The 26,060-nt window shown below is 74.0% G+C and carries 24 protein-coding genes; 12 read left to right on the forward strand and 12 right to left on the reverse strand.

Features of this window, described 5'->3' with window-relative positions; translation table 11 throughout:
• Positions 1-331: 331 nt before the first annotated feature.
• Together PSD17_RS31955 and PSD17_RS31960 are read right to left on the reverse strand one after the other, a co-directional pair.
• A complete protein-coding gene (locus PSD17_RS31955) occupies positions 332-829 on the reverse strand; it encodes a dihydrofolate reductase family protein (protein ID WP_339126042.1) in 498 nt (165 codons plus the stop codon).
• A complete protein-coding gene (locus PSD17_RS31960; protein ID WP_339126043.1) occupies positions 826-1,434 on the reverse strand; it encodes a dihydrofolate reductase family protein in 609 nt (202 codons plus the stop codon). Before PSD17_RS31960 ends, PSD17_RS31955 begins: the two co-directional genes overlap by 4 nt.
• Before the next feature lie 279 nt (positions 1,435-1,713).
• Here PSD17_RS31960 and PSD17_RS31965 point away from each other — a divergent pair, with 279 nt between their 5' ends.
• Positions 1,714-2,934, forward strand: a complete 1,221-nt coding sequence (locus PSD17_RS31965) for a serine hydrolase domain-containing protein (protein ID WP_339126044.1) — start codon at positions 1,714-1,716, stop codon at positions 2,932-2,934.
• Positions 2,935-3,083: 149 nt separating this feature from the next.
• Here the strand turns inward: PSD17_RS31965 and PSD17_RS31970 are convergent, their stop codons facing one another.
• Positions 3,084-4,469 (reverse strand): chloride channel protein, encoded by a 1,386-nt coding sequence (locus tag PSD17_RS31970; protein ID WP_013674192.1) that lies wholly within the window; start codon positions 4,467-4,469, stop codon positions 3,084-3,086.
• 181 nt (positions 4,470-4,650) lie between these two features.
• On the opposite strand from PSD17_RS31970, the gene PSD17_RS31975 reads away from it, so the two are divergent.
• Positions 4,651-5,679 (forward strand): ABC transporter substrate-binding protein, encoded by a 1,029-nt coding sequence (locus PSD17_RS31975; RefSeq protein WP_339126045.1) that lies wholly within the window; start codon positions 4,651-4,653, stop codon positions 5,677-5,679.
• Positions 5,680-5,750: 71 nt separating this feature from the next.
• Positions 5,751-6,002, forward strand: coding sequence for a type B 50S ribosomal protein L31 (locus PSD17_RS31980; protein ID WP_013674190.1), 252 nt, complete (start codon positions 5,751-5,753; stop codon positions 6,000-6,002).
• Positions 6,003-6,044: 42 nt separating this feature from the next.
• Here PSD17_RS31980 and PSD17_RS31985 read toward each other — a convergent pair whose 3' ends face one another.
• Positions 6,045-6,938 (reverse strand): metallophosphoesterase family protein, encoded by an 894-nt coding sequence (locus tag PSD17_RS31985; protein ID WP_339126046.1) that lies wholly within the window; start codon positions 6,936-6,938, stop codon positions 6,045-6,047.
• 138 nt (positions 6,939-7,076) lie between these two features.
• Here PSD17_RS31985 and PSD17_RS31990 point away from each other — a divergent pair, with 138 nt between their 5' ends.
• The 3 genes from PSD17_RS31990 to PSD17_RS32000 are packed head-to-tail and all read left to right on the forward strand — an operon-like array spanning position 7,077 to position 10,217.
• Entirely contained in the window at positions 7,077-8,402 is a 1,326-nt protein-coding gene (locus PSD17_RS31990) for a cytochrome P450 (protein WP_013674188.1), read from the forward strand.
• Between the two features lie 45 nt (positions 8,403-8,447).
• Positions 8,448-9,365 carry a hypothetical protein gene (locus PSD17_RS31995; RefSeq protein WP_339126047.1) on the forward strand — a complete coding sequence of 306 codons (918 nt, stop codon included), beginning with the start codon at positions 8,448-8,450 and terminating at the stop codon, positions 9,363-9,365.
• A 57-nt stretch (positions 9,366-9,422) separates the two neighbouring features.
• Positions 9,423-10,217, forward strand: a complete 795-nt coding sequence (locus PSD17_RS32000; RefSeq protein WP_202946362.1) for a polysaccharide deacetylase family protein — start codon at positions 9,423-9,425, stop codon at positions 10,215-10,217.
• On the opposite strand, the gene PSD17_RS32005 is transcribed toward PSD17_RS32000, so the two are convergent.
• Complete coding sequence (locus tag PSD17_RS32005) at positions 10,204-11,430, reverse strand: DUF2332 domain-containing protein (RefSeq protein ID WP_339126048.1); 1,227 nt, start codon at positions 11,428-11,430, stop codon at positions 10,204-10,206. The two genes, PSD17_RS32000 and PSD17_RS32005, sit on opposite strands and share 14 nt — an antisense overlap.
• Positions 11,431-11,493: 63 nt before the next feature.
• Between PSD17_RS32005 and PSD17_RS32010 the strand changes: the two genes are divergently transcribed.
• Positions 11,494-12,915, forward strand: a complete 1,422-nt coding sequence (locus PSD17_RS32010; protein ID WP_339126049.1) for a glutamate decarboxylase — start codon at positions 11,494-11,496, stop codon at positions 12,913-12,915.
• Positions 12,916-12,995: 80 nt separating this feature from the next.
• Here PSD17_RS32010 and PSD17_RS32015 read toward each other — a convergent pair whose 3' ends face one another.
• From PSD17_RS32015 to PSD17_RS32035, 5 genes are all read right to left on the reverse strand, one after another.
• Complete coding sequence (locus tag PSD17_RS32015; protein WP_013674183.1) at positions 12,996-13,610, reverse strand: DUF6069 family protein; 615 nt, start codon at positions 13,608-13,610, stop codon at positions 12,996-12,998.
• Between the two features lie 157 nt (positions 13,611-13,767).
• Entirely contained in the window at positions 13,768-14,832 is a 1,065-nt protein-coding gene (locus tag PSD17_RS32020) for a phosphotransferase family protein (RefSeq protein WP_013674182.1), read from the reverse strand.
• A 46-nt stretch (positions 14,833-14,878) separates the two neighbouring features.
• The gene (locus tag PSD17_RS32025) at positions 14,879-15,301 is read right to left on the reverse strand and encodes a DUF3037 domain-containing protein (protein ID WP_013674181.1); all 423 of its coding nucleotides are present in this window, start codon (positions 15,299-15,301) and stop codon (positions 14,879-14,881) included.
• Between the two features lie 5 nt (positions 15,302-15,306).
• Complete coding sequence (locus PSD17_RS32030; RefSeq protein ID WP_339126050.1) at positions 15,307-16,146, reverse strand: HipA family kinase; 840 nt, start codon at positions 16,144-16,146, stop codon at positions 15,307-15,309.
• Positions 16,147-16,257: 111 nt separating this feature from the next.
• Positions 16,258-17,076, reverse strand: a complete 819-nt coding sequence (locus tag PSD17_RS32035; RefSeq protein WP_013674179.1) for a DoxX family protein — start codon at positions 17,074-17,076, stop codon at positions 16,258-16,260.
• A gap of 701 nt (positions 17,077-17,777) precedes the next feature.
• Between PSD17_RS32035 and pgi the strand changes: the two genes are divergently transcribed.
• Together pgi and PSD17_RS32045 are read left to right on the forward strand one after the other, a co-directional pair.
• Entirely contained in the window at positions 17,778-19,442 is a 1,665-nt protein-coding gene (gene pgi, locus PSD17_RS32040; RefSeq protein ID WP_339126051.1) for a glucose-6-phosphate isomerase, read from the forward strand.
• Positions 19,443-19,485: 43 nt separating this feature from the next.
• The gene (locus tag PSD17_RS32045) at positions 19,486-20,307 is read left to right on the forward strand and encodes a phosphatase PAP2 family protein (RefSeq protein WP_339126052.1); all 822 of its coding nucleotides are present in this window, start codon (positions 19,486-19,488) and stop codon (positions 20,305-20,307) included.
• A 113-nt stretch (positions 20,308-20,420) separates the two neighbouring features.
• Here PSD17_RS32045 and PSD17_RS32050 read toward each other — a convergent pair whose 3' ends face one another.
• Positions 20,421-21,227: an Fpg/Nei family DNA glycosylase gene (locus PSD17_RS32050; RefSeq protein ID WP_103382212.1), complete on the reverse strand. Its 807-nt coding sequence runs from the start codon at positions 21,225-21,227 to the stop codon at positions 20,421-20,423.
• A 63-nt stretch (positions 21,228-21,290) separates the two neighbouring features.
• Between PSD17_RS32050 and PSD17_RS32055 the strand changes: the two genes are divergently transcribed.
• Together PSD17_RS32055 and PSD17_RS32060 are read left to right on the forward strand one after the other, a co-directional pair.
• Positions 21,291-22,109: an ABC transporter ATP-binding protein gene (locus tag PSD17_RS32055; protein WP_103382213.1), complete on the forward strand. Its 819-nt coding sequence runs from the start codon at positions 21,291-21,293 to the stop codon at positions 22,107-22,109.
• A 64-nt stretch (positions 22,110-22,173) separates the two neighbouring features.
• Positions 22,174-23,979 (forward strand): NHL domain-containing thioredoxin family protein, encoded by a 1,806-nt coding sequence (locus PSD17_RS32060; protein WP_339126170.1) that lies wholly within the window; start codon positions 22,174-22,176, stop codon positions 23,977-23,979.
• 22 nt (positions 23,980-24,001) lie between these two features.
• On the opposite strand, the gene PSD17_RS32065 is transcribed toward PSD17_RS32060, so the two are convergent.
• Complete coding sequence (locus PSD17_RS32065; RefSeq protein WP_339126053.1) at positions 24,002-24,757, reverse strand: alpha/beta fold hydrolase; 756 nt, start codon at positions 24,755-24,757, stop codon at positions 24,002-24,004.
• Positions 24,758-24,962: 205 nt separating this feature from the next.
• Here PSD17_RS32065 and rpsT point away from each other — a divergent pair, with 205 nt between their 5' ends.
• The gene (gene rpsT / locus PSD17_RS32070; protein WP_013674171.1) at positions 24,963-25,238 is read left to right on the forward strand and encodes a 30S ribosomal protein S20; all 276 of its coding nucleotides are present in this window, start codon (positions 24,963-24,965) and stop codon (positions 25,236-25,238) included.
• Positions 25,239-26,060 lie beyond the last annotated feature (822 nt).

Below are 26,060 nucleotides of genomic sequence, written 5' to 3' on the forward strand. Positions count from 1 at the left end.
GTGTTACACGTCGCCACTACCCTCGTGCGCGCGGTTGCGACGACGACCTACCAGGCTGACGTCCGCTCAGGACGGGTGACTAACTGAGTGACAACCGACTGGGACAACCCACGATCACCAGAGACCATCGAGGACGGGTACACGCCCGCCGCGGGCGGGTCGCCTGTGATCCGCGCACCTCTAGATTGCCTTGACACGGAAGAGGTCACTGGTTCAATCCCAGTATCGCCCACCACCCGAGGAAGGCCCCTTGTCCGGTCCGGGCAGGGGGCCTTTTTCGTATGCCCCCGGCCTCGTGAGTGGCAATAGTCGCTATCGCGACTATTGCCCCTCACAGGGCACCACTCACAGGGCACCACTCACGGGGCAGGACGCGGTAACGCAGGTGCGGGACGTGCTGGCCGGGGTCGTCGACCTCGCCCGCGCGCAGGAGGGCCTGCGTCGCCCCGGCGCCGTGCACCATCGCGACCCCGTCGCCGACCGCGGCCCGGGCCGGCGCCGCACACTCGGCCGGGTCGGTGACGTAGCGGACCGTGCCCGGCAGCGTCTCGTCGGGAACCTCGTGGGTCAGCACGAAGATCGGCACGCCGTCGTGGTGGTCGCCGCCCCAGCGGCCCGCCAGCTCGTACGTCCGACGGCCGGAGATCAGTGCCCGGGTGGACAGGGCCTGCGCGTACACGTCGCCGCTCGGCCCGGGGTCGGCCCGCTTGTCGAGCCAGTTGACGAGCCGGAACCCGCCGGTCCCCAGCGGCGCGTCCGGCCCGTCGTCGGGACCGGCGACGTAGCCGTCCGACGACGACGTCATGTCCACGCGGATGCGACCCGTCACCGGTCACTCCCCACGACCCGGTAGCGCAGGTGCAGGACGCCCGCACCCTCGAGGGACCGCACCAGTTCGAGCTCCACCCGGCCCGGCGGCAGGCCGTCGAACAGCCGCCGCCCGCCCCCGAGCAGCACCGGTACGACGTGCAGCTCGATCTCGTCCAGCTGACCGGCCGCCAGACACGCCTGCGCAGCCGAGGCGCCGTGCATCATGACGTCCCGGTCGCCGGCGGCCGCCCTCGCCTGCGCCACACCGGACCGGACGTCGGTGACGTACCGCGCGTGCCCGGGCGCGGGCCCGTCGGGGACCGAGCGGGTCAGGACGAACACCGGAACGCCGTCGTGGTGGTCGCCGGCCCATCCCCCGGCGTGCTCGAACGTGCGGCGCCCGGTGACGACCGCGCCGGTGGCCATCAGCTCGTCGAACACCTCGGCGTCCACATCTGCGGCCGGACGGTACGAGGCCGGGTCGACCCCACCGTCGCTCAGCCACGCGTGCAGTCGTTCCCCGTCCACCCCGAGCCCCTGACCTGGGCCGTCGTCCGGGCCGGTGATGAACCCGTCGACCGAGATCGACATGTAGAGGCGGACCTTGCCTGCGGTCTCGGTCATGGACGTACGGACCGTCGCGCGTCCCGGAAGTCATCGCCGCGAGCGGCCGTCGGCCCATGTCGCAGGGGCGTGAGCGCGGTCGTCGCGCTGCGTCCGCGCGCGACGACAGGCAGCGACCTGAGGGACGACCTGGCCGGATGCTCCGGACACAATGGACCAACTGGCACTTATGGACCGATCTCCGGCGCGGTAGACGGTACGTGGCGTCCCGCGTCGGGTCGCCTCGGGCGCCGAAGGAGCGGGTTCATGGGCCGATCGTGGGTTCGGTACATAGGCGCTGTGGGCCTCACGGTCGCACTGACGGCGGCGGTCGCGAGCCCGGCCGCGGCGGATGCCGCGCCGACGACAGGCGGAGGACACAGCGCCGACCGATCCCTCGACCCGCCGACGCTGGCCGAGGTCCAGCGCATCGTCGCCCGGTTCCAGGACACGAACCACACCCCCGGCGTCCTGGTCGGCATCTGGAGCCCCGAGGGGAACTTCGTCAGCGCGACGGGCGTCTCCGATCTCACGACCGGGGCGCCGATCGCCCCGGACATGCAGTTCAAGATCGCCAGCCAGACCAAGGCCTTCACGGGCAACCTCGTCCTGCAGCTCGTCGGAGAGGGGCGCGTGGGGCTCGACGACCGCATCTCGCGGTGGGTGGCCGAGGTGCCCAACGGTGACCGGATCACGATCCGCCAGCTCCTGACCATGACCAGCGGTCTCAGCACCGGGTTCCTGCTCCAGGAGGAGAACGTCGCCAAGCTGGCCACCGGGTGCACCGAGGCGGACGTGCTCGCGGCCGGCGCGGCGGAGCCGCCCGTCGCGGCGCCGGGCCAGACGTGGTCCTACAGCAACTACGGCTACGACCTGCTCGGGCGCGTCGTGGAGCTGACCACGGGGCTGGACATCAGCACTGCCATCCGCACACGCATCACCGAACCCCTCGGGATGCACCGCACCTTCCTGCCCACCTCCGGGAACGGCCTGAGCACGCCCCTCACCCACGGATACGGGACCGGCGGGGTCCTGTCCTCCGTGGCGCCGGGAGTGGCGTCCGACGACGTCACCCCGCTGCACCAGTCCTGCGTCGGCGCGTCGGGCGGGATGGTGTCCACCCTCTCGGACCTGCGGGTCTGGTCCCGGGCCCTGGGGACCGGTGCCCTGCTGGAGCCGCAGGTGTGGCGGGAGGCCACGAGGAACCCGATCCCCTACGTCTTCCCCGACGGCTACAACGGCTCCGGGCGGTGGTTCCAGGGGCTCGGCTTCGTCGAGTCCGGTGGGTTCATCGGCAAGGAGGGCAGCTTCCCCGGCTACGAGTCGATCACCATGTACTCGCCTTCCCGGCACACGACGATCGAGGTCGTCGCCACCAAGCAGCCCAACGGCATCACGCCCACGCTCATGTTCCAGGCGCTCGCGATGGCGCTCTACGGCCCGAACCTCGGCTTCGGGCTGACGCCGGAGCAGGCCCTCACCCCCACCTACACCGGCCTGCCGCCGGCTCCCGGGAACTGACCCGCGCGGGCCCCGCCGAGAACGCCGGTCCGTGAGTGCGGGACGATCGGCCGCCCGGACCCGGCGCAGGCGCGGCATCGACGGCGCCAGGGCCCGCGTCGTTCCCCGCGAGCAGGCGCCGATGCGGCCCACCTCCCCCGGGACCGCGGTCAGCGCGGCTCCGGCACCTCCGAGAGCCGGGCCGAGTAGATCGAGTAGCCGTCGACCCAGCGGGCGACGGCCGTCGCCAGGAAGGTGATGATCGCCGCCGGCACCATGATCGCGAACCCGCTGTTGGTCAGCTCCAGCACGAGTGCGAGCGCGGCGAGCGGCGCCTGCATCCCGGCGCCGAGCATCGCGGCCGCGCCCAGCATCGCGTACGCGCCCACCGGCGCACCCGGCCACAGCAGCGCCCACAGCCCGCCGAGGCACGCGCCGAGCGCGGCACCGGTGGCCAGCGTCGGCGTCAGCAGCCCGCCCGCGGCGCCGCTGCCCAGGCACAGCGTCGTGACGAGCGGCTTGAGGACGCCGAGCACCGCGAACAGCCCGATCGTCCCGATGCCGAGGAACGCGTCGCGCACGATGGCCTGCCCGTTGCCGTAGAGCTGCGGCCACACCAGGCCGAGCGCCGCCAGCACCGCGAACGCCCCGAGCGGCGCGACGAGCGCCCAGCGTCCGGGTGGCCGTCGGTGCGAGACCCAGGCGATCAACCGGACGAACCCGACGGCCGTCAGCCCGACGAGCGGGCCCGCGAGGAGCGCGAAGCCGACCTCGGGGAGGGCGAACGAGTAGTCGGGGATGCCGGGGTAGGTCGCCTCGGTGGGCAGGTGGATCCAGCCGACGAGCGTGGCGATCGCCGACGTCGCGAGTGCCGGCAGGATGACCGGGAGGCGCACCGTCCCGCACAGCACCTCCGCGGTGAAAAGGGCGCCCGCGAGCGGGACGTTGTAGACCGCGGCGACGCCGGCGCCGGCCCCGCAGGCCACGAGCAGCCGGCGCTGGCCGACGTCGAGACCGGTCCATCCCGAGACGACGCTGCCGAACACCCCGCCCATCAGCTTCGGCGCCGCCTCCCGGCCGAGGGACGCGCCGAGCCCGACGACGATCTCCGACAGCAGCGAGGTCCCGGTACTGCGCGGGACGGACAGCTTCCCGTCGCCTGCCCAGATCGCGTCGTCGACCTCCGAGCGCTGGCCCGCGGTCCACTTCCGCAGCAGGTACCAGCCCACTCCCGCGATGACGCCGCCGACGAGCAGCGGGATCACCCGGCGCTGCCAGGAGGTGGCCGCGACGACGGCGTCGATGTCGACGGTCGGCGAGGCGGCGGCCGGGCCGTAGGCGAGGCCCTGCACGGTGTACAGCACCGTCATCAGGACGATGCCCGCGAGGCCGGCGCCGATCCCGGTCAGCACTACCGCGACCCAGAACCGGGCGGTCAGCCGGACGTCCTCGTCCCCGGTCGCGTTGGGCTGCTCCATGGCGCCGCGACCGGAGCCGATACGGGTGCGCAGTAGCGGCTTCGGCTCGCGCCGCCGTTCACTCGGTCGCTCGCTCACCGCTCTCCTCGGGCCACGTCGGGCACGTGCCGGCTCATTCTGGTCGACGGCGCCGCCCGGCGGGGTGGACCGGCGTCGCAACACCCGGTGACGTTCCCGCGGCGATCCGGGCCACCGACAGCTGGACGCCCTCGGCCACGCCCGCCTTCCCGGCGAAGTGAGGGATGGCTAACCTCATCCGGTGACCGAAACGACGACGTCCCGTCCGCGTCGACGGCTGCGCCGGGCCGGCGCAGCCGCGGCCGCCCTGCTCGCCCTCGCCGTCGCCGCCTGCTCCGGCCCCTCCCAGGACACTCGCCCCGGCAACACCGACGTGGCGACGGGCGGGACGCTCTTCGCCACGGCCGACGAGGCGACGGCCGCGTTCGGCGCCGACGTCGCGCCGGGCGTCTTCCCGCGGACGATCACCCACGCGGCCGGCACCACGAGGCTGGAGAAGAAGCCGCAGCGCATCGCCGTGCTCGACAGCGGCGAGCTCGACGACGTCATCGCCCTCGGCCTCACGCCCGTCGTCATGGCGAACCCGAACAACACCCCGCCCAGCTACCTCGCGGAGAAGACGGCAGGCACCGCGACGGCGGGCGACACGAACAACCTCAACCTCGAGGCGATCGCCGCCGCCAGGCCGGACCTGATCCTCGGCAGCAAGCTGCGCGCCGACCAGCTCTACGACCGGCTCTCGGCCATCGCGCCGACGGTGTTCAGCATCCGCCCCGGTTTCCCGTGGAAGGAGAACTTCCTGCTCGTCGGGGCCGCCACGGGCGAGGAGGACGCCGCGGTGCGCATCCTCAACGACTACCAGCACCGGGCCGACGAGGTGCGCTCCGAGGTCGCGGCCGCGCCCCCGACCATCTCGATGGTGCGGTTCATGCCGGGCCGGATCAGGCTCTACGGCAACCTCTCGTTCATCGGCGTCATCCTGTCCGACGTCGGGCTGCCGCGGCCGCAGACCCAGAACTTCGACGAGCTCGCCGCCGAGATCTCGGCCGAGCGCATCGACCAGGCCGACGGCGACCGGATCTTCTACTCCAGCTACGGGCCGCCCGAGCAGACAGCGCAGCCGGCGGTCCTGGACAGCGCGCTGTGGAAGGGGCTGTCCGCGGTGCGGGCCGACCACGTCCGGCCCGTCGACGACGAGGTCTGGTTCCTCGGGCTGGGTCCCGTCGGCGCCGGGAAGGTGCTCGACGACCTCCAGCGGCTACTGGGCTGAGCCGCGCGTCCCGGAATGAAAACCGTTGTCGAATGCGTTGCCGGGTGCAGGAACGAACGAGAGGACGCGACATGCGCACCGGCATCCACCCCGAGTACCGCCCCGTCGTCTACCAGGACCGGTCCACCGGCGACGCCTTCCTGACGCGGTCGACCGCGACGTCCGACCGGACGATCGAATGGTCCGACGGGAACACCTATCCCCTGGTCAACGTCGACGTCACGAGCTACTCGCACCCGTTCTGGACGGGCACGACGCGCGTGCTCGACGAGGCGGGGGCCGTCGAGAAGTTCCGCCGCCGCTACGGCGACCGCCGGCGCTGACCGCTCGTGAGTGGCGATGGTCGCCAGGGCGACCATCGCCACTCACAGCGGCTTGTCGTAGCGCTCCAGGGGATCGGGTTCCCGGGGCGGCAGCGGCAGGATTCGGCGCGGCAGCGGTTCCGTGCGGATGCCCCGCTCCTCCCGGAACCGCTGCTCGCGCGGGTAGCCGAGCGACGTCTCGACGAAGCGCACACCGTCCTCCCAGCTCACCCGGGGCACGTGCAGGTGGCCGTAGACGACGGTCCGCGCCCGGAACCGGACGTGCCAGTCGGCGGTCCGGGTCGAGCCGCACCACAGCGAGAACTCCGGGTAGCGCAGGATCGCCGTCGGCCGCCGGGTGAGCGGCCAGTGGTTGACCAGCACTGTCGGCAGCCCGGGATCGAGCGCCGCGAGCCGCTCCTCCGTCGCGCGGATCCGTGCGTCGCACCAGGCCTGGCGGGTCGGGTAGGGGTCCGGGTGCAGCAGGAACTCGTCGGTGCAGACGACTCCCGCCTCCCGGGCCGCCGCGAGCCCCTCCTCGGGGGTGGTGGTCCCGGGGGGCAGGAACGTGTAGTCGTAGAGCAGGAACAGCGGCGCGACGACGATCGGCCCGTCCGCGCCGGTCCACACCGGGTACGGGTCCTCCGGGGTGTCGACCCCGACGGCACGGGCCCGCTCCACCAGCCGTCGGTACCGCTCCTCCCCGCGCGGCGCGTCGGCCTCCTTGGGTCGCGTCCACAGCTCGTGGTTACCCGGCACCCAGAGCACCCGGGCGAAGCGCTCGCGCAGGTCGGCCAGTGTCGCGACGACCTCGTCGACCTGCTCCCCCACGTCGCCGGCGACGATCAGCCAGTCGTCGGGATGCCCCGGCGCCAGCCGCGCGGCGATCTCGCGGTTCTCGCGGTGGCGGACGTGCAGGTCGCTGACGGCGAGCAGACTCGGCGCGGGGGCGGACACCTCACGTTCCTACCCGAGCGCCGCTGTCCGTTGTGGGCGGCGTGCGCCGCACCACCCGTCCTGAGAGCCCGCTGAAGCCGCTTTACGCCATAAGTTACCGCCGGTAAGTTGAGGTCCGACCCGATCGAGGAGGCGGACATGGCGGCTTCGGGTGGACCGCGACGCGTGATCAGGTGGGGGCTGCGGCACGGCGTCGTGCGCCGGGCCGTCGGGAAGCGGGCGCGGGCCGGGGAGCTCGGCGCGCGGCTGATGCTCGATCCCGAGGTGCTCGCCGAGCCCTACCCCTTCTACGAGGAGCTGCGTGCCCGCGGCCGGTTCGTCGACACGGGGCTCGCACTCACCTCCGCCCACCACGACGTCGCGACGGAAGTGCTGCGCAGCAAGGACTTCGGCGTCGGCATGCGGATGCCGGAGAACCTGCCCGGCCCGGTCCGGCTGGCCGTCAGGGCCGGCGGGCGCTGGGCGCTGGGGCCGGTGCAGCCGCCGTCGATGCTCGCGGCCGACCCGCCCGACCACACCCGCTACCGCAAGCTCGTCACCCGCGCGTTCAGTGCCCGCGCCGTCGCCGCGCTGCGCCGGCGCACCGAGGAGATCGCCGCCGGCCTGCTCGACGACCTGGCCGCCCGTCCCGGCGGAACCGCCGACCTCGTGGCCGACTACGCCGCGCTGCTGCCCGCGACGGTGATCGCCGAGATGCTCGGCGCCCCGCTGGACATGCGCGACCAGTTCCTGCGCTGGGGCGAGGGCGGGGCGCTGTCGTTGGACATGGGCCTGACCCTCGCCGAGTTCCGCCGCACCGAGCGCGACATCGACGCCCTGCACGCCTGGATGCTGGGCCACTTCGACCGGATCCGCGCGAACCCCGGTGAGGACATCCTCTCGGCGCTGGTCGGCGTGCACGACGAGGAGGGCGGCCTCACCGAGGACGAGCTGAGCAGCATCGCGATGCTGCTGCTCGCCGCGGGCTTCGAGACGACGGTCAACCTCATCGGCAGCGGGTCCGCACTGCTCATGCAGCACCCCGACCAGCTCGCCCTGCTGCGCGACGACCCGTCGCTGTGGCCCAACGCCGTCGACGAGATGCTGCGCATCGACTCGCCCGTCCAACGCACCGGCCGGATGGCGCACGCCACCACCGAGGTGCTCGGCACGACGATCCGCGCGGGCACGGTCGTCGTCGTCCAGCTGGGCGGGGCGAACCGCGATCCCGCGGTGTTCGACGACCCCACCCGCTTCGACGTCACCCGCGCCAACGCGGGCGACCACATCGCGTTCTCCAGCGGCATCCACTACTGCCTGGGCGCGGGGCTGGCCCGGATGGAGGGCGAGGTGGCGCTGCGGGCGCTGTTCGAGCGCTTCCCCGACCTGGCGCCGGCCGGTCCGGGACGGCGGCGCCCGACCCGGACGTTGCGCGGCTGGGCGTCGCTGCCGGTCGCGCTGGCACGCACGAGCGTCCCCGCCTGACCGATCTGCTTTCTCCCTGGCCGCCCGGGTGGGAGGCTTTCGGCCGTGCAGATCAATATCGAGCTGCAGCCGATCGGTGAGGGCCGCGAGCTCGTCGCGTGGCTGCTCGCGTCGTTCGTGGTGACGTTCGTCGTGACCCGGGTGATCACGCGGATGATCGCCAGCGGCCGGGGACCGTTCCGGGACACCACGATCGGCGGGGTGCACATCCACCACCAGGTCTACGGCATCTTCATGATGATCGGGGCCGGGACCGCCGAGCTGACCTACCAGCCCGAGGCACCGTGGGTGCAGGTCGTCGCCGTCGTGTTCGGGGCGGGCGCCGCGCTCACGCTCGACGAGTTCGCCCTCTGGCTGCGCCTCGACGACGTCTACTGGGCCGAGGAGGGCCGCCGGTCGGTCGACGCCGTGATGATCGCCGTCGTCATCGGCATCCTGCTGCTCGTCGGGTCGAACCCGTTCAACGACAGCGACCCCGGCGTCGGGGCGCCGTTGGTGGCGGTGAACATCGTCGTCAACCTGGTGTTCGCCGCGATGGCGATCCTCAAGGGCCGGAACATCATGGGGATCATCGGGGTGTTCGTGCCGGTCGTCGCGCTGGTCGGGGCCTGCCGGCTGGCGCGGCCGCGGTCGTACTGGGCACGGCGCTGGTACAAGCCCGGTTCACGCAAGCGCGAGCGTGCCGAACGTCGCTTCCCGCCCGGGCGCCGCGACCGGTGGGACCGGATCGTCGACTGGCTCGCGCGCCCGCCGGAGCGCCGGCACACGAGCGCGCACATCGAGATCGGGCCGCCCGGCCTGCTCCACGACACGCACCGGCCCGTCCAGGACGACACCCACCGGCACGACGACCACCTGCACGACGGCCCCCGGTCCGACGGCCCCTGCGACGTCGGGCGCGACGGCGGCGCCGAGCGGCCCGCCCCGAGCGACGACCCCGCTCGCGCATCCGGGGAGGGGTGACCCCGGCCACGGCGTGTCGGTCGGACTTGATGCCCTGATCGGGTCAAACTCGGCCGAGTGCAGGACGTGACGACGCACGCGCAGATCCGGCCGGTGACGCCGGCGGCTCCCGGCCGACCCCGGCTGAACGCCGCGTCGGCCGTGCTCACCGCACTGGTGTTCGGCCTCGTCACGTTCCTCACCGCGCCCGACTCACCGTTCCGCGCGGTCACGCCCCCGCCCCCGCCGCCGCCGGCGCCCGTCGTCGTCCAGGCGGTGCCGAAGGTCCTCACCGAGGTGCGCGGGCAGCCGGGGGCCCGGACGGTCGCCCTGACGTTCGACGACGGCCCCGACCCGACCTGGACACCCCGCATCCTCGACGTGCTGCGCAGCCACGGCGCCGTCGCCACGTTCTGTCAGATCGGCAACGTGATGGCGGCGCATCCCGAGACCGTCGCCATGGTCGCGGCGGCGGGCATGCGGATGTGCTCGCACTCGCGGACCCACGACGAGTCGCTGTCCACGCGCGCGGAGTCGACGGTGGTGGCCGAGATCGTGGACGTCCGCGACCGCGCCGAGCACGTGCCCGGTGCCGACGTCGAGTACTTCCGCGCGCCCGGCGGCTACTGGTCGCCGACCATGCTCACCGACGCCGCCACCCGCAACCTGCAGCCGCTCGGCTGGTCGGTCGATCCCCGAGACTGGAAGCGTCCCGGTGTCGACGCCATCGTCGCCGCCGTGCAGAAGCAGGTGCACCCGGGCGCGATCGTGCTCCTGCACGACGGCGGCGGCAACCGCTCGCAGACCGTCGCCGCGCTCGAGCGGCTGCTGCCCTGGCTGTCCGCGCAGGGCTACACGTTCACGTTCCCCTGATCCGGCCTCCGGGCCCGGTGCGCTCCGCGGGCCGGTCCAGCCACTCCAGCCACGCCGCGCTCGGATGCGAGCGGCCCAGCACCTGTCCCGTGCGCACGCCGTCGCGCACCGACACGTGCCCGACGACGCCGAAGACCCCGCCTGCCCGGTTGTCCTCCAGCCAGCCGGCGGGCACGTCCAGGCCCTGCACGGTCGTCGTCGCGTCCGGCCCCAACGGCACCAGCGGGTCGACGGAGATCCACTCGATCTGCCTGCGGCGGCTCAGGTGGTCGAGCAGGGCGTCGAAGCGGGCGAGGCGGTCGGGCGGCAGGAAGACGTGGACGTAGGTGTCGAGCAGGCAGACCGTCGCCTCCTCGGGCATCCCGGCGACGGCGTCGAGCAGCACGTCCAGGACGTCACCGCGGACCGCCCTGGCACCCTCCGACCGGGTGATCGCCGCCGCGGCCGCGAACCGGGTCACCGCCGTCGCCTCCGGCGGGACGCACGCCGCGAGCCAGCCGTAGGTCTGCGGGTCGGCCAGGTCGTGCGGTTCGACGTCGATGCCCACGCGGCCCAGGATCGGCGGGACCCGGTCGGGCACGACGGGCGCGACACCGCGCACCGCGCACTCCAGCCGGACCGTCGCGCCGGGGTCACCGCACGTCAGCGAGGTGCCGTCGGCGAGCCGGTAGCGGTAGGCGTAGCGGTCCAGGTGCAGCGCCAGGCCCGCGCCGGTACCGAGGTCGACCAGCGCGAGCGGCCGGCCGTCGCGCGCGGCGATCCGGCCCAGCACCGGGACGACGTCGAGGCACCGCGCGACCTCGTTCATCTGGTAGCGGTGCCCGGCGCACAGCCGGGCCAGCTCGTCGCGCTCGGCGCGGGCGAACGCCGCCACCGCCGCCGGGAAACCGCCGTCGTCGGGCGGCTGCTCCCCGCCGGGACGCGGGAGGTAGCGCGCGACCGGGTCGTCGGGACGCTGCCCGGCCAGCCGGACGAGCGCCGCCGAGAGCAGCAGTGCCGGGACGCGGTCGGCGGGGATCCCGGCGGCGACCGCGCGCAGCACGTCGTCGCGGGCGATCGCGGTGAGGATCGCGGCGGTGAGCCACCAGCTGGGCGGGGCGTCGGGCGGGGACCAGGCCGCGGCGACGGCCAGCGCCTGGTCGGCGACGGCACGTTCGCGCTCCTCGGCGCCGGACGCGCCGGCGACGGTCGTCGCGGCCGGGTCGGCGTCCATCACGGCAGTCTTCACCCGACCGGGCCGACGCGCCAACATCCATTTCTCCCCTAACGTTCCGACATGCCCATCGCGCAGCCACCGTCGGAGACCGGTGGTCACCGGTCGGACGTCCCCGTCAACCCGATCTTCGCCCGCGAGCCGATCTCGATCCCGCGGTTCGCGCTGCCCGACCAGGGGCTCGACCCCGAGATCGCCTACCAGGTCGTGCACGACGAGCTGATGCTCGACGGCAACGCGCGGCTCAACCTCGCGACGTTCGTGACGACGTGGGCCGAGCCGCACGCCGAGCGGCTGATGACGGAGTCGTTCGACAAGAACGTCATCGACAAGGACGAGTACCCGCGCACGGCCGACCTCGAGGCACGCTGCGTGCGGATGCTCGCGACGCTGTGGAACGCTCCCGACCCGGAGCACGCCGTCGGCTGCTCGACGACCGGTTCCTCCGAGGCGTGCATGCTGGGCGGGCTCGCGCTCAAGCGGCGCTGGCAGATCGCCCGCCGGGCGGCCGGCAGGCCGACGGACCGGCCCAACATCGTCATGGGCGTCAACGTCCAGATCTGCTGGGACAAGTTCGCGAACTTCTTCGAGGTCGAGCCGCGGCTGGTGCCGATGGACGGCGACCGGCTGCACCTGGGCGCGGCGGAGGCAGTCGCGCAGTGCGACGAGAACACCATCGGCGTCGTGGTCATCCTCGGGTCCACGTTCGACGGCAGCTACGAGCCCGTCGCCGAGGTCTGCGCGGCGCTCGACGACCTGCAGGAGCGCACCGGGATCGACATCCCGGTGCACGTCGACGGCGCGTCGGGGGCGATGGTCGCGCCCTTCTGCGACCCCGACCTGGAGTGGGACTTCCGGCTCGACCGGGTCGCCTCGATCAACACCTCCGGGCACAAGTACGGGCTGGTCTACCCCGGCGTCGGCTGGGCGCTGTGGCGCGACGCCGCCGCACTGCCCGAGGAGCTGGTCTTCCGGGTCAACTACCTCGGCGGGGACATGCCGACCTTCGCGCTGAACTTCTCGCGCCCCGGCGGCCAGGTCATTGCGCAGTACTACAACTTCCTGCGGCTGGGCATGGACGGCTACCGCCGCGTCCAGCAGACCTGTCGCGACGTCGCGAGGTCGCTGTCCTCGCGGATCGCGGAGTTCGACCGGTTGTCGCTGCTCACCGACGGCTCCGAGCTCCCGGTCTTCGCGTTCACCGTCGACGCCGGGGCGCCGTTCTCGGCGTTCGACCTGTCCGCGGCACTGCGCGAGGCGGGCTGGCTCGTCCCCGCCTACACGTTCCCCGCGAACCGGGAGGACCTGGCCGCGTTGCGGATCGTCGTGCGCAACGGGTTCTCCCACGACCTCGCCGGGCTGCTGCTCGACGACCTGGGTCGCGCGCTCGCACGGCTGGAGAAGCAGCCGTCGCCGCAGCGGGGCGCGGAGTCGTCGTCGTTCGCGCACGGGGCGGGGGCCCCGGCGGGTTCGCACCAGCGCTGACCGGCACTCGTGCGCGCGTCGGGCGGGACCCGTGAGTGGCGATGGTCGCTCCGGCGACTGTCGCCACTCACTGGGGCGCGTCAGCGGGAGGCTGCGCGACCGCCCGTCGCCGAGATGGCCGCGCCGGTCACGAGCGAGCCGATCGCGATGCCGATGACCAGGTAGATGACCGCCGACGCGATCTTCACCCCGAGCGAACCGGTGCCGAGGAACGCCAGCAGGATCGCGACGACCGTGCACAGCGCGACGATCCAGCCGAAGTAGGCCATCGGCCGCGGGGTGCTCACCAGCAGCAGGTGCGCAAGCCCCGTCGCGGCGAGCGCGGCGACCGCCGCCCCCAGGCACAGGACCACGGTCTTCCCGCTGCCCAGTGGCCCCGACGCCAGGGGCCCGAGGAACTCGACCTTGGGCAATGCCCTCGCGATCAGCACACCGACCAGCGCGATCAGGGCCGCGACGATCGCCGTCGCGACCCCGCCCGCCCAGAGCCGCGCGGCGTTGACGACCGGGGCCCGGGTGCCGGGCGGCGTCGGGCGCCCACCGGAGAACTGCTGCTGCGGCGGGTACTGGCCGTACTGCGGGTCGTAGCGCTGGTCCTCGTAGGGGTCGGCGGGCAGTTCGCGGGTGCGATCCTCGTACTGCGACGGGTTGCGCGGGTTCCCGTACTCGTCCCCGGTCCCGTATCCCCGTGTCATCGTCGTCCGTCTCCCCAGCCGAGTGGTGCCGTCAGGTGCGGGCGCCGCCCCCGGCGACGCGTCGCGCGATTGTCGCGCACATCGGCTCGGATGCAGTGCCGGAAACGTCCACCGGACAGGTCCCGATCCGGTGACGACGCGCCGCCCGACGGTCCGGTCAGCCGCCCAGCATCCGACGGGCCTCGTCGACCTGGGCCTGCAGCACCTCGAGCCGGGTCGCGGAAGCCGCGCCCTGCTCGGCACCGGGTCCCATGTGCCCGGCGACGTAGCGCGAGTACACCCCGGCCCCGATGCACGCCGAGCGCCAGCGCGCGAAGGCCACGTAGTAGGCGACGACGTCGTCGCCGAGCGGGGTCCCGGTCCGCTCCACGTAGCGGTCGACGAGCTCGGCGCGGTCCGGGAAGCCGGGCTGGGCCGACGGGCTGTTGGTGCCGGCCGGGACGGCGTCGCCCGGACGCGTCCAGGACATCAGCAGCCAGCCGAGGTCGGCGAGGGGGTCGCCGAGCGTCGCGAGCTCCCAGTCGAGGACCGCCCGGACCTCACCCCGCGGCGAGTACATCAGGTTGCCCGCGCGGAAGTCGCCGTGCGCGATGCGGGTCGCAGTGGCCTCGGGGGCGGCGGCGACCAGCATGTCGTGGACGGCGTCGATGCCCGTCAGGTCCTCGACGGCGGAGGCGTGGGCCTGCTTGTGCCAGCGCTTGAGCTGCCGCTGCAGGTAGCTGCCCGGTCGGTGCAGGTCGCCGAGCCCGGCCTCGTCGGGGTCGACGGAGTGCAGGTCGGCCAGTACGTCGACGGTGGCGAGGCCGGCGGCGTGCCGGGACTCCTGCGGGTAGGCCGCGCCCGCCGCGTCGTCGCCGAGGACGGTCCCCTCGACGAACGCCATCACGTAGAACTCGGCGCCGATGACGTCGGGGTCCGCGCAGTACGCGACGGGCCGGGCGACCGGCACCGGCGTCGGGTGCAGCGCGCTGATGAACCGCCACTCGCGGCTCATGTCGTGTGCGGTGGCGAGGACGCCACCCATCGGCGGCCTGCGCAGCGCCCAGGCCACCCCGGCGTCGTCGACGATGCGGTAGGTGAGGTTGGAGTGCCCGCCCGCGATCCGGGTCGCCTGCAGCGCACCGGATCCGGCCGACACCTCGGGCACCTCGGCGTGCAGCCAGCGCGCCAGCGGCCCGGTGGGGACCGGGTCGTCGGTCGCGATCTCCGTCGATCGGCTCATCCGCTCATTCAAGGGTGCCGACGGCCGCAGGGCCAGCGCCCGGGGCCTACGTCACGGGCAGGACGAGTCGGGCGAGCAGCCGGGCCGGTTCGGAGGCCGGATCCGCGGCGAGTCCGGTGTGGACGGGACCCGGGCGCACGACCGTCGAACGCGGGGCGGTCAGCCGCCGGAACCGGCGGCCCAGGTCCTCCCCGTCGCCGGGCCCCGCGGCGGCGAGCGCGGCGTCGGTGAGCCGGTCGGACCGTGCGGGGGCGGTCAGCGCGCAGATCCCCGCGACGGAGTCGAGCGCCAGTGCGATCGCCTCGAGGTCGGCGTGCGGGTCGAGGGCCCGGACGCGGGCGGCGTCGAGGCGCACGGCCGCACCGAGGAAGTCGACGGCGCGGCTGTAGACGATCACCCCGGCGTTGACGGCCTCACCGCGCTCGGGCCGCGGCACGACCTGCAGCACCGCGTACTCGTAGAGGTGCATCCGCCTCACCCGCCCAGCCACGACGGCCGGGCCGACGGCCGGACCACCCGCCGGGCCCCGGCCGCGACGGCCTCGCGCAGCGGGGGCAGCCACGCGTGCCTGGCGTCGAGCCGGGCCGTGAGCGCCGCGGTGTAGGCGGCCCGCACCGCGTCGGCCGAGCCGAAGCCCGGCTCGTCGGCGAGCCATTCGTCGGGCACCGCCGCGGCGGCCGCGGTGAGCAGCCCGGAGGTGACGAGCGGTGCCAGCGCGCCGTCGGCGGCGTCGACGTCGGGGGCGGCACCGAGCAGGACGTGGTCGGCGGCGTCGTACGGCCGGGCGGCCCGCTCGGCGAGGGCCTCGGCCGTCGGCGGGCCCGACCAGCCGTGGTGGAAGGTCAACGTCGCGCCGTGGTCGATCAGGTACGGCCGCCGGTGCCAGAGCAGCATGTTCGAGTTCCGCCACGAGCGGTCGACGTTGCCGACCAGCGCGTCGAACCACAGGACGCGGCCCGCGAACTCCGGGCCGGGGTCGAACACCAGCGGATCGAGGTCGAGCGCGCCCGGCAGGAAGTCGACGCCGAGGTTGCGGCCCGGCGAGTTCCGCAGCAGCTCCTGGACCTCCTGGTCGGGCTCGGCCGGCCCCAGCCGGGGGTCGACGTCGATCGTCACGAGCCGCGGGACCGGCAGACCCAGCCCCCTGGCGAGCTCGCCCGCGACGACCTCGGCCACCAGCACCTTGCGGCCCTGGCCCGCCCCGTGGAACTTGACCACGTAGGTACCGAGGTCGTCGGCCTCCATCAGACCCGGCAGCGATCCGCCCTCACGCAACGGCGTGACGTAGCGGATCGCCCTGACCGCTCGCAGCACGACACCCCGTCCTCTCGCTCGCGACCATCCTTGCCGACGGTCCGAGCACCGAGGATCGGGGTGTGCGTGCGCCGCGGGGGGCGGGCGACGCCGATGGCTACCGTGCGGTGATCAGCGGGTGGAGAACAGGTGCGGCTCGGGCTCGGTCCAGGTCGGGACGTAGCGCGGGCCCGAGCCGTCGGCCGCATTCGCGCCCTCGCCGAACTCGCCGGCCGTCCAGGCCGGGGCGCCGTCGGCCGGGGCGGACTCCTGCGGCTCGGCCGCGGTGGACCGGCCGGCACCCGACGCCGGCGTGCCCATCGGCACGAAGCGCTCGGACAGCATCGGGAAGCCACGGACGTCGGTGACCGGCTCGGCCTGCGCGGACCGGGCCAGTTCCGCGGCGCGGGCGACCTGCTCGGGGCGCGGGCCGCCGGCCATCGCCGGAGCCGCGGGCCGGCCGCTGTCGGCGACGCTGACCACGACGGCGCGACGCTGGGCGCGCGTCTCGGCGGCCCGGGCCCGCCATCCGGCGATCACGTGCGACAGGCTCAACCGCCCGGGACCGAATGCCGCAATACCCAGCACCGTCGCGATGATCATGCCGACGAGCTCCCACCCGCCGTTGGTCACGAACACACCGTGCTTGGCGTGCACGAACACGATCGCGCCGCCCATGACGAACGTGAACCCGGCGGCCGCCGTGCGGACGAGCACGCCCAGCGCCAGCAGGATCGACCCCGTCAGCTCCACGACCAGGGTGAACGCCGTGGCCACGATGGCGAGCGGGATGCCGAACTTGGTGAACACGACCGTCGTGCTGGCGAACCCGGTCTGCACGAACGTCTGCCACACGTGCGCGAGCATCACGAACGAGACGATCAGGCGCGCGGCGAGGATCAGCGCGTCGCGCGACCAGTCGCGCATCCAGTCGGGGAGCGTGCGGGGCATTACAGCCTCCCTGGAGAACTTGTCGGGTCGGGGCGGTTCGGGGGTTTCGGTGCCGCCGGGGTCCCGCGGCGAGGACCGCCCGGGCCGTTCGATGTCCGATGAGGACGCCCCACCGACGCTAGACCGAATGCCACACGATGAAGCGCTGAACGGCCGATCGTGCGACGACCGTTCGGTCGTACGCGGTGAGCTGTCGCACATCGACCACTCATCCGTGTAACGCGCGACGACCGGAAAGGTCACGCTCCGGATTGCAACCTTCACGGACGGGTAGCCCGCGGCTTCCCGATCCGGGGACTTGCGTCCGGTCGGGGGTGGGGCTAGCACCACCCCCGATGGCGGGCCAGCACGGTCGTGTCGGCCGCGGGGATCCGGCAGAGTTCCTCCTGCCGGGCGGGAGGGCAGCACCTGGGGGGCTCGCCCGGCACGGGATCGACCATCACGTCGCCGCCGCTGGGGAGCGGGCGCGGACGGATGGTTCCGGGGCAGTCGGCGGGGGGCCGGCACACCCCGCACGGCCGGGCGGCTCTGGGGAGCGCCGCCCGGCCGCTTCGTCCGTCCAGCTCCGCCCCTGCGGTTCTCCCAGCTCCGCCCCTGCGGTTCTCCCAGCTCCGCCCCTGCGGTGCCCGCCGCGGTCCCGGCTCCGTCGGCCACGGGTCTCGACCCTCCCCCGCCGTTGCGTGGGTGGGCATGATGAGCCGGTGAGCGCATCGAGCCGTCCCGCCGACATCACGTCGACTCCCGAGTGGGCCGCACTGGCCGCCCACCAGCGCGAGGTCGAGCCACTCCACCTGCGCGAGCTCTTCGACTCCGACCCCGACCGGGTCGAGGCCTTCACCGCCACGGCGGCCGACCTCGTCCTCGACCACTCCAAGCACCGCATCACCCGCGACACGCTGCCGCTGCTGTTCGCGCTGGCCGAGCGGGCGGGGATCCCCGACCGGATCGCGGCCATGTTCCGCGGCGACCACATCAACACCAGCGAGGACCGTGCCGTCCTGCACACCGCGCTCCGGCAACCCCGCGACGCGTCGCTGACCGTCGACGGCCAGGACGTCGTCAGCGACGTGCACGAGGTCCTCGACCGGATGGGCACGTTCGCCGACTCGGTGCGGTCCGGGAAGTGGACCGGCCACACCGGCGAGCGCATCCGCGCCGTCGTCAACATCGGCATCGGCGGCTCGGACCTCGGCCCGGTCATGGCCTACGAGGCGCTGAAGGCCTGGTCCGACCGCGACCTCACCGTCCGGTTCGTGTCCAACATCGACCCGACCGACCTCGCCGAGACCGTCCGCGACCTCGACCCGGCGACGACGCTGTTCATCGTCTCCTCCAAGACCTTCACCACACTCGAGACGCTGACCAACGCGCGCAACGCCCGTGACTGGCTGCTCGCAGCACTGGGCGACGACTCCGCCGTCGCCAAGCACTTCGCCGCCGTGTCGACGAACGCCGAGAAGGTGCGGGAGTTCGGCATCGACGAGGCCAACATGTTCGGTTTCTGGGACTGGGTCGGCGGCCGCTACTCCGTCGACTCCGCGATCGGGCTCTCCCTCATGGTCGCCGTCGGGCCCGACCGGTTCGGCGAGTTCCTGGCCGGCATGCACGCCATGGACGAGCACTTCCGCACCGCGCCGGCCGCGGAGAACGTGCCGCTGATCGCCGGGTTGCTCAACATCTGGTACGCGAACTTCTTCGGCGTCCAGACACACGCCGTGCTGCCCTACAGCCAGTACCTGCACCGGCTGCCCGCCTACCTGCAGCAGCTGACGATGGAGAGCAACGGCAAGTCGGTGCAGCAGACCGGCGTCGCGGTCACGACGCCCACCGGCGAGATCTGGTGGGGCGAGCCGGGGACCAACGGCCAGCACGCGTTCTACCAGCTGCTGCACCAGGGCACCCGGCTCGTGCCCGCGGACTTCATCGGCTTCGCCCGGCCCGCGCACGACCTGCCCGGCGAGGGCGCGGCCGACATGCACGACCTGTTCTCCGCCAACCTGTTCGCCCAGACCGCGGCGCTCGCGTTCGGCAGGACCGCCGAAGAGATCGCGGCCGAGGGCACCCCCGCCGACGTGGTGCCGCACAAGGTCATGCCCGGCAACCGGCCGACCTCGACGATCCTCGCGCCCGAGCTCAGCCCGTCGGTGCTCGGCCAGCTCATCGCCTTCTACGAGCACGTGACGTTCGTCGAGGGCTCGATCTGGGGCATCGACTCGTTCGACCAGTGGGGCGTCGAGCTGGGCAAGGTCATGGCCAAGCAGCTGGTGCCGGTGCTCTCCGACGCCGCCCCGTCGTACGCCGGGCTCGACGCGTCGTCCACGGCGCTGGTCAAGCGGTACCGGGAGCTGCGCGGCCGCTCGTCGTAGCCGCCCGGACGCGGACCGGCGGACGTCGCGGCACACTGGCGACATGCCCTCCGGTCCGCGTGCGCGGCTCGCGGTGGCGGTCGGGCTCGTCGGGGTGCTCGGCCTGGCCGCCGGGTGGCTGCTGCACGCGGGCCTGACCGGGTCCGGGCCCGCCGCGGCCGACCCGACCGTGCTCGCCGACTTCCTCGACGTCCGCACGCCCGACCTCACGACCGCGGCCGTCGTCGTCACCACCGTCGGGAGCACCGCGGCGATGGCGGGGCTCGCCGCCGCCGCGTGCGTGCTGCTGTGGCTGCGCGGCCACCGTCGCGACGTGCTCTTCCTCGCCGCCGCGACGATCGGCGCGAGCGCGCTGTTCCGGCTGCTCAAGGCGCTCTTCGACCGGGCCCGCCCGCCCGCGGCGACGCGGCTGGTGACCGAGACCAACGAGTCGTTGCCCTCGGGCCACGCGACGATGTCGCTGGTCGTGGTCGGGGCGCTGGTCGTCGTCGGCTGGCACGCGTGGGGGGTGCGGACCCGCGTCGCCGTGCTCACCGGTGCCACGCTGTGGGTCCTCGCCGTCGGCGCGACGCGGCTCTACCTGGGCGTGCACTGGTTCAGCGACGTGCTGGCCGGCTGGCTCGTCGGCGCCACCTGGCTGACGGTGTGCGTGCTCGTGCGCCGGACCTGGCCCGCCCGTGCGACGAGCCGGGCCGGGCCCGCCGGCGGGGGCCCGGCCGGCCGGGCCCCCGCCCGCTCGGTCGGCGGCGGTCCCGCGGATCTCCTCCGGCGCGATGCCGTGGATCTGCGGGCCGACGCACCTGACGCCGACGGCGAACATCCCGACCGCGCCGGCGACGTCGACGATCGTGGCACGGGCCGGTGACGTCGAGGCGTCGATGACGCGGGTGGCGCGGGTGACGCCGAACGGGATGCGGTCGAGGGCTCCGGCGAGCGCCCGGCGGGTCGGCCCGCGTCACCCTCCCCGGCAGGCCGGGCTCACCTCGCCTGTTCCGCCGAGCACCACCAGGTGGAGCGGCCGCCGACCGTGCCGTGCACCATCGGGGCCCCGCAGCGTGGGCAGGCCCCGTCGGCACGGCGGTGCGCGATCACCCGGCCCGTGTGCACCCCGCCCTTCTCGATCGCGGACCGCAGCGCCCGCTCGAGGTTGCGATGCAGGCGGTTCACCTCGGTGCGGTCGAGCTCGTCCGCAGGCCGCGACGGCGCGATCCGCGCCTGCCAGAGCGTCTCGTCGGCAAGCAGGTTGCCGATGCCCGCGACGACCTTCTGGTCGAGCAGCCGTGCCTTGACCGGAGCGTGGCTGCGGCGCAGCCGCTCACGCAGTCCGGCGGCGGTGATCTCCTCGGCGTCCGGGCCGAGCGCGTCGATGTCGGGGTCCAGGCGCACCCGCCCGAGCCGACGCTTGTCGAACAGCCGCAGCTCGCCACCGTCGTCGAAGGTGACCGTGAAGCGGTTCCACTCGGGCCTGCCCTGCGAGCCGTCCGGCCGGGGATCGCCGCCGGCGCGCACGTCATCCGCGTCGGTGACGACGAGGCGCCCGCCCATGCCCAGGTGCAGCCCGAGGTGTGGCCCGTCGTCGCCGTGCTCGTCGCGGGTCTCGCACCACATTGCCTTGCCGCGCCGGTGCGCCGCCGTCAACGTGCCGCCGACCAGCACCGACGCGATCTCCCCCGGCGGGTGCGGGCGGCAGACCCACTCGTCGGTGTCGTCGACCGCGACGATGCGGCGGTCCAGGGCGTGTTCCAGGACCCGGCGGGCGGACTCGACCTCGGGGAGCTCCGGCACGTGATCAGTGTCGCGCCGCGGGTGCGGGACCGCGCGGCGGAGCCGTGGCTAGCGTGAGATCCCGTGATCGCCTCGACGCCCGCCGACGCGGGTCCCGTACTGCTCGCCCGCGACGTCGATCTCGTCCGCGGCACGGCGCGGCTGCTGGACTCGGTGTCGTTGCGCGTCGAGCGCGGTGAGCACTGGGCCCTGCTCGGCCCCAACGGCGCCGGCAAGTCGACCCTGCTGGGCATCCTCGGCGCGCAGACCCATCCCACCCGCGGCGAGGTGCACGTGCTGGGCCGCCGGCTGGGCCGGGTCGACGTCCGCGAGCTGCGCTCGTACCTCGGGCACGTCAACCCGCGCCACCCGCTGCAGTCCCCGCTCACGCTGCGCCAGGTCGTGCTGACCGGCCTGACCAACACGACCGAGCCCGTCCCCCGCTGGGCCCCGTCCGCGGCCCAGCAGGCGGAGGCCGACCGCCTGATCGCGCTGCTCGGCGTCGGCCACCGGGCCTCGGACCGCTGGCCGACCCTGTCGCAGGGTGAGCGCGGCCGTGCCCTGATCGCCCGCGCGCTCATGCCCGCGCCGCGCCTGCTCCTGCTCGACGAGCCCGCGACCGGCCTGGACCTCGCCGCCCGCGAGCAGCTCCTGACCGCTCTCGACGTGCTGCGCCACGAGCACCCCGCCCTCGCGACGGTGCTGGTCACCCACCACCTCGAGGAGCTCCCGCCCAGCACGACACACGCCTACCTGCTGCGCGACGGCCGCTGCCTCGCCGCGGGCCCGGCGTCCTCCGTACTGACGACGGACCTCGTCTCGGAGTGCTTCGGACACCCGGTACAGATCGTCCAGGAGGACGGCCGGTGGGCGGCGCGAGCCCGCCGGCTGGCACCCCTGTGACCGACCGCCGCCGGGCGGAACACGGGGTGGGGCGGCGGGAGTTGTTCCCGGCGTGACGACCCGGATGCGTGTGCGCGCCCCCGAGCTGCGCGGCCGCCGTTGGCTGGGTACCGGCGGCCGGGACCTGTCGCTGGCCGACCTGCGCGGCAAGATCGTCCTGCTCGACTTCTGGACCTTCTGCTGCGTCAACTGCCTCCACGTCCTCGACGAGCTGCGGCCGCTGGAGGAGCGCTGGTCCGACGTGCTCGTGACCGTCGGGGTGCACTCGCCGAAGTTCGTCCACGAGGGCGACCCCGATGCCGTCGAGGCCGCGGTCGAGCGCTACGGCGTCGGCCACCCGGTGCTCGACGACCCCACCCTGCAGACCTGGGACGCCTACGCCGCACGCGCCTGGCCGACGCTGGTGGTGATCGACCCGACGGGTTACGTCGTCGCACAGCTGTCGGGGGAGGGCCACGCGCACGGGCTCGACGTGCTGATCGGTGAGCTCGTCGCCGAGCACGAGGCCGCGGGCACGCTGCACCGCGGCGACGGCCCCTACATCGCGCCTGCGGAGCCGGAGACGGCGCTGCGCTTCCCCGGCAAGGTGATCGCGCTGCCCGGCGGCTCCTACCTCGTCTCGGACACCGCCCACCACCAGCTCGTCGAGCTCGACGAGGACCTGGTCACCGAGCGCCGCCGGATCGGCGACGGGCGGCGTGGCCTGCGCGACGGCGCCGACCCCGAGTTCTCCGAACCGCAGGGCCTCGTCGCGCTGCCGGCCGACGTGGCCGCGGACGTGGGGTACGACGTCGTCGTCGCGGACAGCGTCAACCATGCCCTGCGGGGGCTGCGACTGTCCTCCGGGGAGGTCCGCACGCTCGCCGGGACGGGCGCCCAGCTGCGCGAGCGGATCGCGGTCGGCGCGACCGCCGAGGAGCTCTCGACCCCGTGGGACGTCGCGTGGTGGGACGGCCGGGTCGTCGTCGCGATGGCGGGCTCGCACCAGCTGTGGTCGTTCGATCCGCGGACCGGGACCACGACCGTCCTCGCCGGCACGACGAACGAGGGTCTGCGCGACGGACCGCTCACCGACGCGTTCTTCGCCCAGCCGTCCGGCCTCGCCGTCGGCACCGACGCCACCCTGTGGGTCGCCGACTCCGAGACCTCGGCGGTGCGCTCGGTCGTCGCGTCCCCCGCGGCGGGCGCGGCGGTCACGACCGCCGTCGGGCTCGGGCTGTTCGACTTCGGGTTCCGCGACGGGTCCGCGCCCGACGAGGCGCTGCTGCAGCACCCGCTCGGCGTCGCCGTGCTGCCCGACGGCTCGGTCGCGATCGCCGACACCTACAACGGCGCGCTGCGCCGCTACGACCCCGCGACCCGCACCGTGTCGACGCTGGCCCGGGACCTCCGCGAGCCCTCCGACGTCCTGGTCGACGGCGACACGCTCGTCGTCGTCGAGTCGGCCGCGCACCGGCTCGTGCGGCTGCCCGTCCCGGCGGGCGCCCGGGTCGACGCCGGAGCACACCGCGTCCACCGGTCCCGCACGGATCTCGCCCCCGGCCCGCTGCGGCTCACGGTCGCCTTCACCCCGCCCACCGGCCAGCACCTCGACGACCGCTTCGGCGATCCGACCTCGCTGACCGTCGGCGCCTCCCCGCCGTCGCTGCTCGTGAGCGGTGCCGGCACCGCACCCGGCCTGGTGCGCTCGGTGGAGCTCGCCGCCGACGTCGCCGAAGGGATGCTGTCGGTCAGCGTCGCCGCCGCGGCGTGCGACGAGGGCGACGGCGTCTTCGCGGCCTGCCACCGCTACCAGCAGGACTGGGGGATCCCGGTCCGGCTCGTCGAGGGGGCGCCCGCGGAGCTCACGCTGGACCTGCGCGCGGTGTGACCCTCGCCCGCCGGGGCGCGCGTCAGAGACCGGACCAGAACCGGGTCAGCGCCGCCGCACCACGGGCCGGGTCCTGCGTCATCCACCAGTGCCCGAGGCCGTCGAGGGTCTCGACCTGCGCGCCCGCCCGCTCCGCCGCCCGCAGCCGCTGTTCCTCGGTGCCGGCGAACGTGTCCTCGGACGGCATGATCGCCAGGCCCGGGCGCTGTGCGGCGGCTGCCAGCCCCGCCCCGAGGTCGGCCATGACCGGCTGCGCGGCCGAGCGGTAGAGCCGCAGGATGCACTCGCCCATCGTGTCGTCGAACCCGGCGGCCACCCGGTCGGCCACCGCCGCGTCCATCCCGCGGGCCGCCAGGCGCCGCGCGCGCTCCGCGACCGGGCTGGCCGCCATCGTCTCGACCGCGCGCTCACCCTCCCCCGGCGTCTGCCAGCACTGCGCGAGCTCGTGCCATACGTACTCCGGGTCGAAGACGCCGACGACGTCGCTCGCCCAGCTGCGCACCAGGTCCGGGCGCGCCATGACGGCGTTGAGCACGTGGCCGCCACCCCAGTCGTGGCCGACCAGGTCGATCTCGGCGCCGCCCGCGGTCAGCTCCTCCAGCTCCCCGACCAGCCAGTCGCGGTACGCCTCGACCGTCGCCGGGAACCCGTCGGGGAGCGGCGCCCCGAACCCCGGTGGGGACAGCCTGACGACCGGCCGCTCGGCACCGAGGTGCGCGACCAGCGGGCCCCAGACGGCTGCGATCTCCGGGTTCCCGTGCACGAGTACTACGGTCATGGGGAAACCGTAGCCAGCGGGAACGACGATCCCGCGGTCGAGACGGTCACCCGACGGGGGCTTTGTCGGGGGTCGACGGGGCCGCTGTTAGCATGGATGACCGAGCGCACGGCGTGCTCGCTCGATCCGGGTCGCACGATCCGCGGTACGGGTCGCAACGCCGGCCCCCGTACACGTTCCAGGCAGGAAGACTCGAGGCAAACGCGTGGCCAACATCAAGTCCCAGATCAAGCGGGTCAAGACCAACGAGAAGCGCCGCCAGCGCAACAAGGCGGTCAAGTCGTCGGTGCGGACCGCCATCCGTCGGTTCCGTGAGGCGGCCGAGGCGGGCGAGACCGAGAAGGCCGTCGAGCTGCAGCGCGCCGCCGCCAAGGCCCTCGACAAGGCCGCCAGCAAGGGTGTGATCCACCGCAACCAGGCCGCCAACCGCAAGTCGGCGATCGCCCGGCGCGCCCACGCCCTCTCCTCCTCGGAGAGCTGAGCGGCTCCGGCGCCCACGCCGGACCCACACCTCGACGGCGCCGTCCGCACTGCGGACGGCGCCGTTGGTGTGTTCGCAGGACGCCCCCGCTCGCACTCCGGCCGCTGGCCGGGCCGAGTCGACCCGGCGAGGCCGTCAGGCGCCGTGGGTCGGGGCTGAGCGGGTCGGGGCTGAGCGGGTCGGGGCTGAGCGGGTCGGGGCTGAGCGGGTCGGGGCTGAGCGCCGGAGCTGGGGGCGGGCCGAGTCCGTGCGAGTCGTGGCCCTGCTGCGAGTCGAGGCCGCGCTCCTGGGCACGGGGAGAGCCTTGCGGTTGCGCGCGAGAACCCGAGCGCAACCTCACCGTCGTCCCTGGCCGATCGGCAGCTCAGGTTCGCGCGAGAACCCGAGCGCAACCCCACTGTCGCCCTCGGCCCGATCGCCAGCACTCAGGTTGCGCGCGACGGCCCGCACGCAACCCCACCGTCCTCCCCCAGGCCCGATCGCCAGCACTCACGTTGCACCGACTCGCCCGCACGTAACCCCACCGCCGCCCCCGGCCCGACGGCAGCACTCAGGTTGCGCCCGACCGTCCGCGCGGAACCTCGCCGTCCTTCCCGGCCCGATCAACAGCACTCAGGTTGCGCACGACGGCCCGCGGGCAACCTCGGCGTCGTCCCCGGCGCAGTGGACAGCGCAGCGGTCGCGCTCGGGGACGGGGCCACGCCTCGGGCGCACGCGGCATTCGTCGGGAGGCTCTGGGATCACGACCGGGCTCCGCACTGTAGCCGGCGGCAGTGCCCGGCGAGGTCCACGACGAGGGACGGGGCGACACCCGACCCGCGA

Origin of the sequence: Pseudonocardia sp. D17, from assembly GCF_036984265.1 — a bacterium.
Taxonomy (GTDB): Bacteria; Actinomycetota; Actinomycetes; order Mycobacteriales; family Pseudonocardiaceae; genus Pseudonocardia; species Pseudonocardia benzenivorans.

Excerpts from the sequence above, each read along its gene's own strand:
- PSD17_RS32015 (WP_013674183.1), bottom strand. The coding sequence starts at position 13,610 with ATGACACGGGGATACGGGACCGGGGACGAGTACGGGAACCCGCGCAAC.
- PSD17_RS32020 (WP_013674182.1), bottom strand. The coding sequence starts at position 14,832 with ATGAGCCGATCGACGGAGATCGCGACCGACGACCCGGTCCCCACCGGG.
- PSD17_RS32010 (WP_339126049.1), top strand. The coding sequence starts at position 11,494 with ATGCCCATCGCGCAGCCACCGTCGGAGACCGGTGGTCACCGGTCGGAC.
- PSD17_RS32035 (WP_013674179.1), bottom strand. The coding sequence starts at position 17,076 with ATGCCCCGCACGCTCCCCGACTGGATGCGCGACTGGTCGCGCGACGCG.
- PSD17_RS31990 (WP_013674188.1), top strand. The coding sequence starts at position 7,077 with ATGGCGGCTTCGGGTGGACCGCGACGCGTGATCAGGTGGGGGCTGCGG.
- PSD17_RS32045 (WP_339126052.1), top strand. The coding sequence starts at position 19,486 with ATGCCCTCCGGTCCGCGTGCGCGGCTCGCGGTGGCGGTCGGGCTCGTC.
- PSD17_RS31980 (WP_013674190.1), top strand. The coding sequence starts at position 5,751 with ATGCGCACCGGCATCCACCCCGAGTACCGCCCCGTCGTCTACCAGGAC.
- PSD17_RS31960 (WP_339126043.1), bottom strand. The coding sequence starts at position 1,434 with ATGACCGAGACCGCAGGCAAGGTCCGCCTCTACATGTCGATCTCGGTC.
- PSD17_RS32025 (WP_013674181.1), bottom strand. The coding sequence starts at position 15,301 with ATGCACCTCTACGAGTACGCGGTGCTGCAGGTCGTGCCGCGGCCCGAG.
- PSD17_RS32005 (WP_339126048.1), bottom strand. The coding sequence starts at position 11,430 with ATGGACGCCGACCCGGCCGCGACGACCGTCGCCGGCGCGTCCGGCGCC.
- PSD17_RS32065 (WP_339126053.1), bottom strand. The coding sequence starts at position 24,757 with ATGACCGTAGTACTCGTGCACGGGAACCCGGAGATCGCAGCCGTCTGG.
- PSD17_RS32060 (WP_339126170.1), top strand. The coding sequence starts at position 22,174 with ATGCGTGTGCGCGCCCCCGAGCTGCGCGGCCGCCGTTGGCTGGGTACC.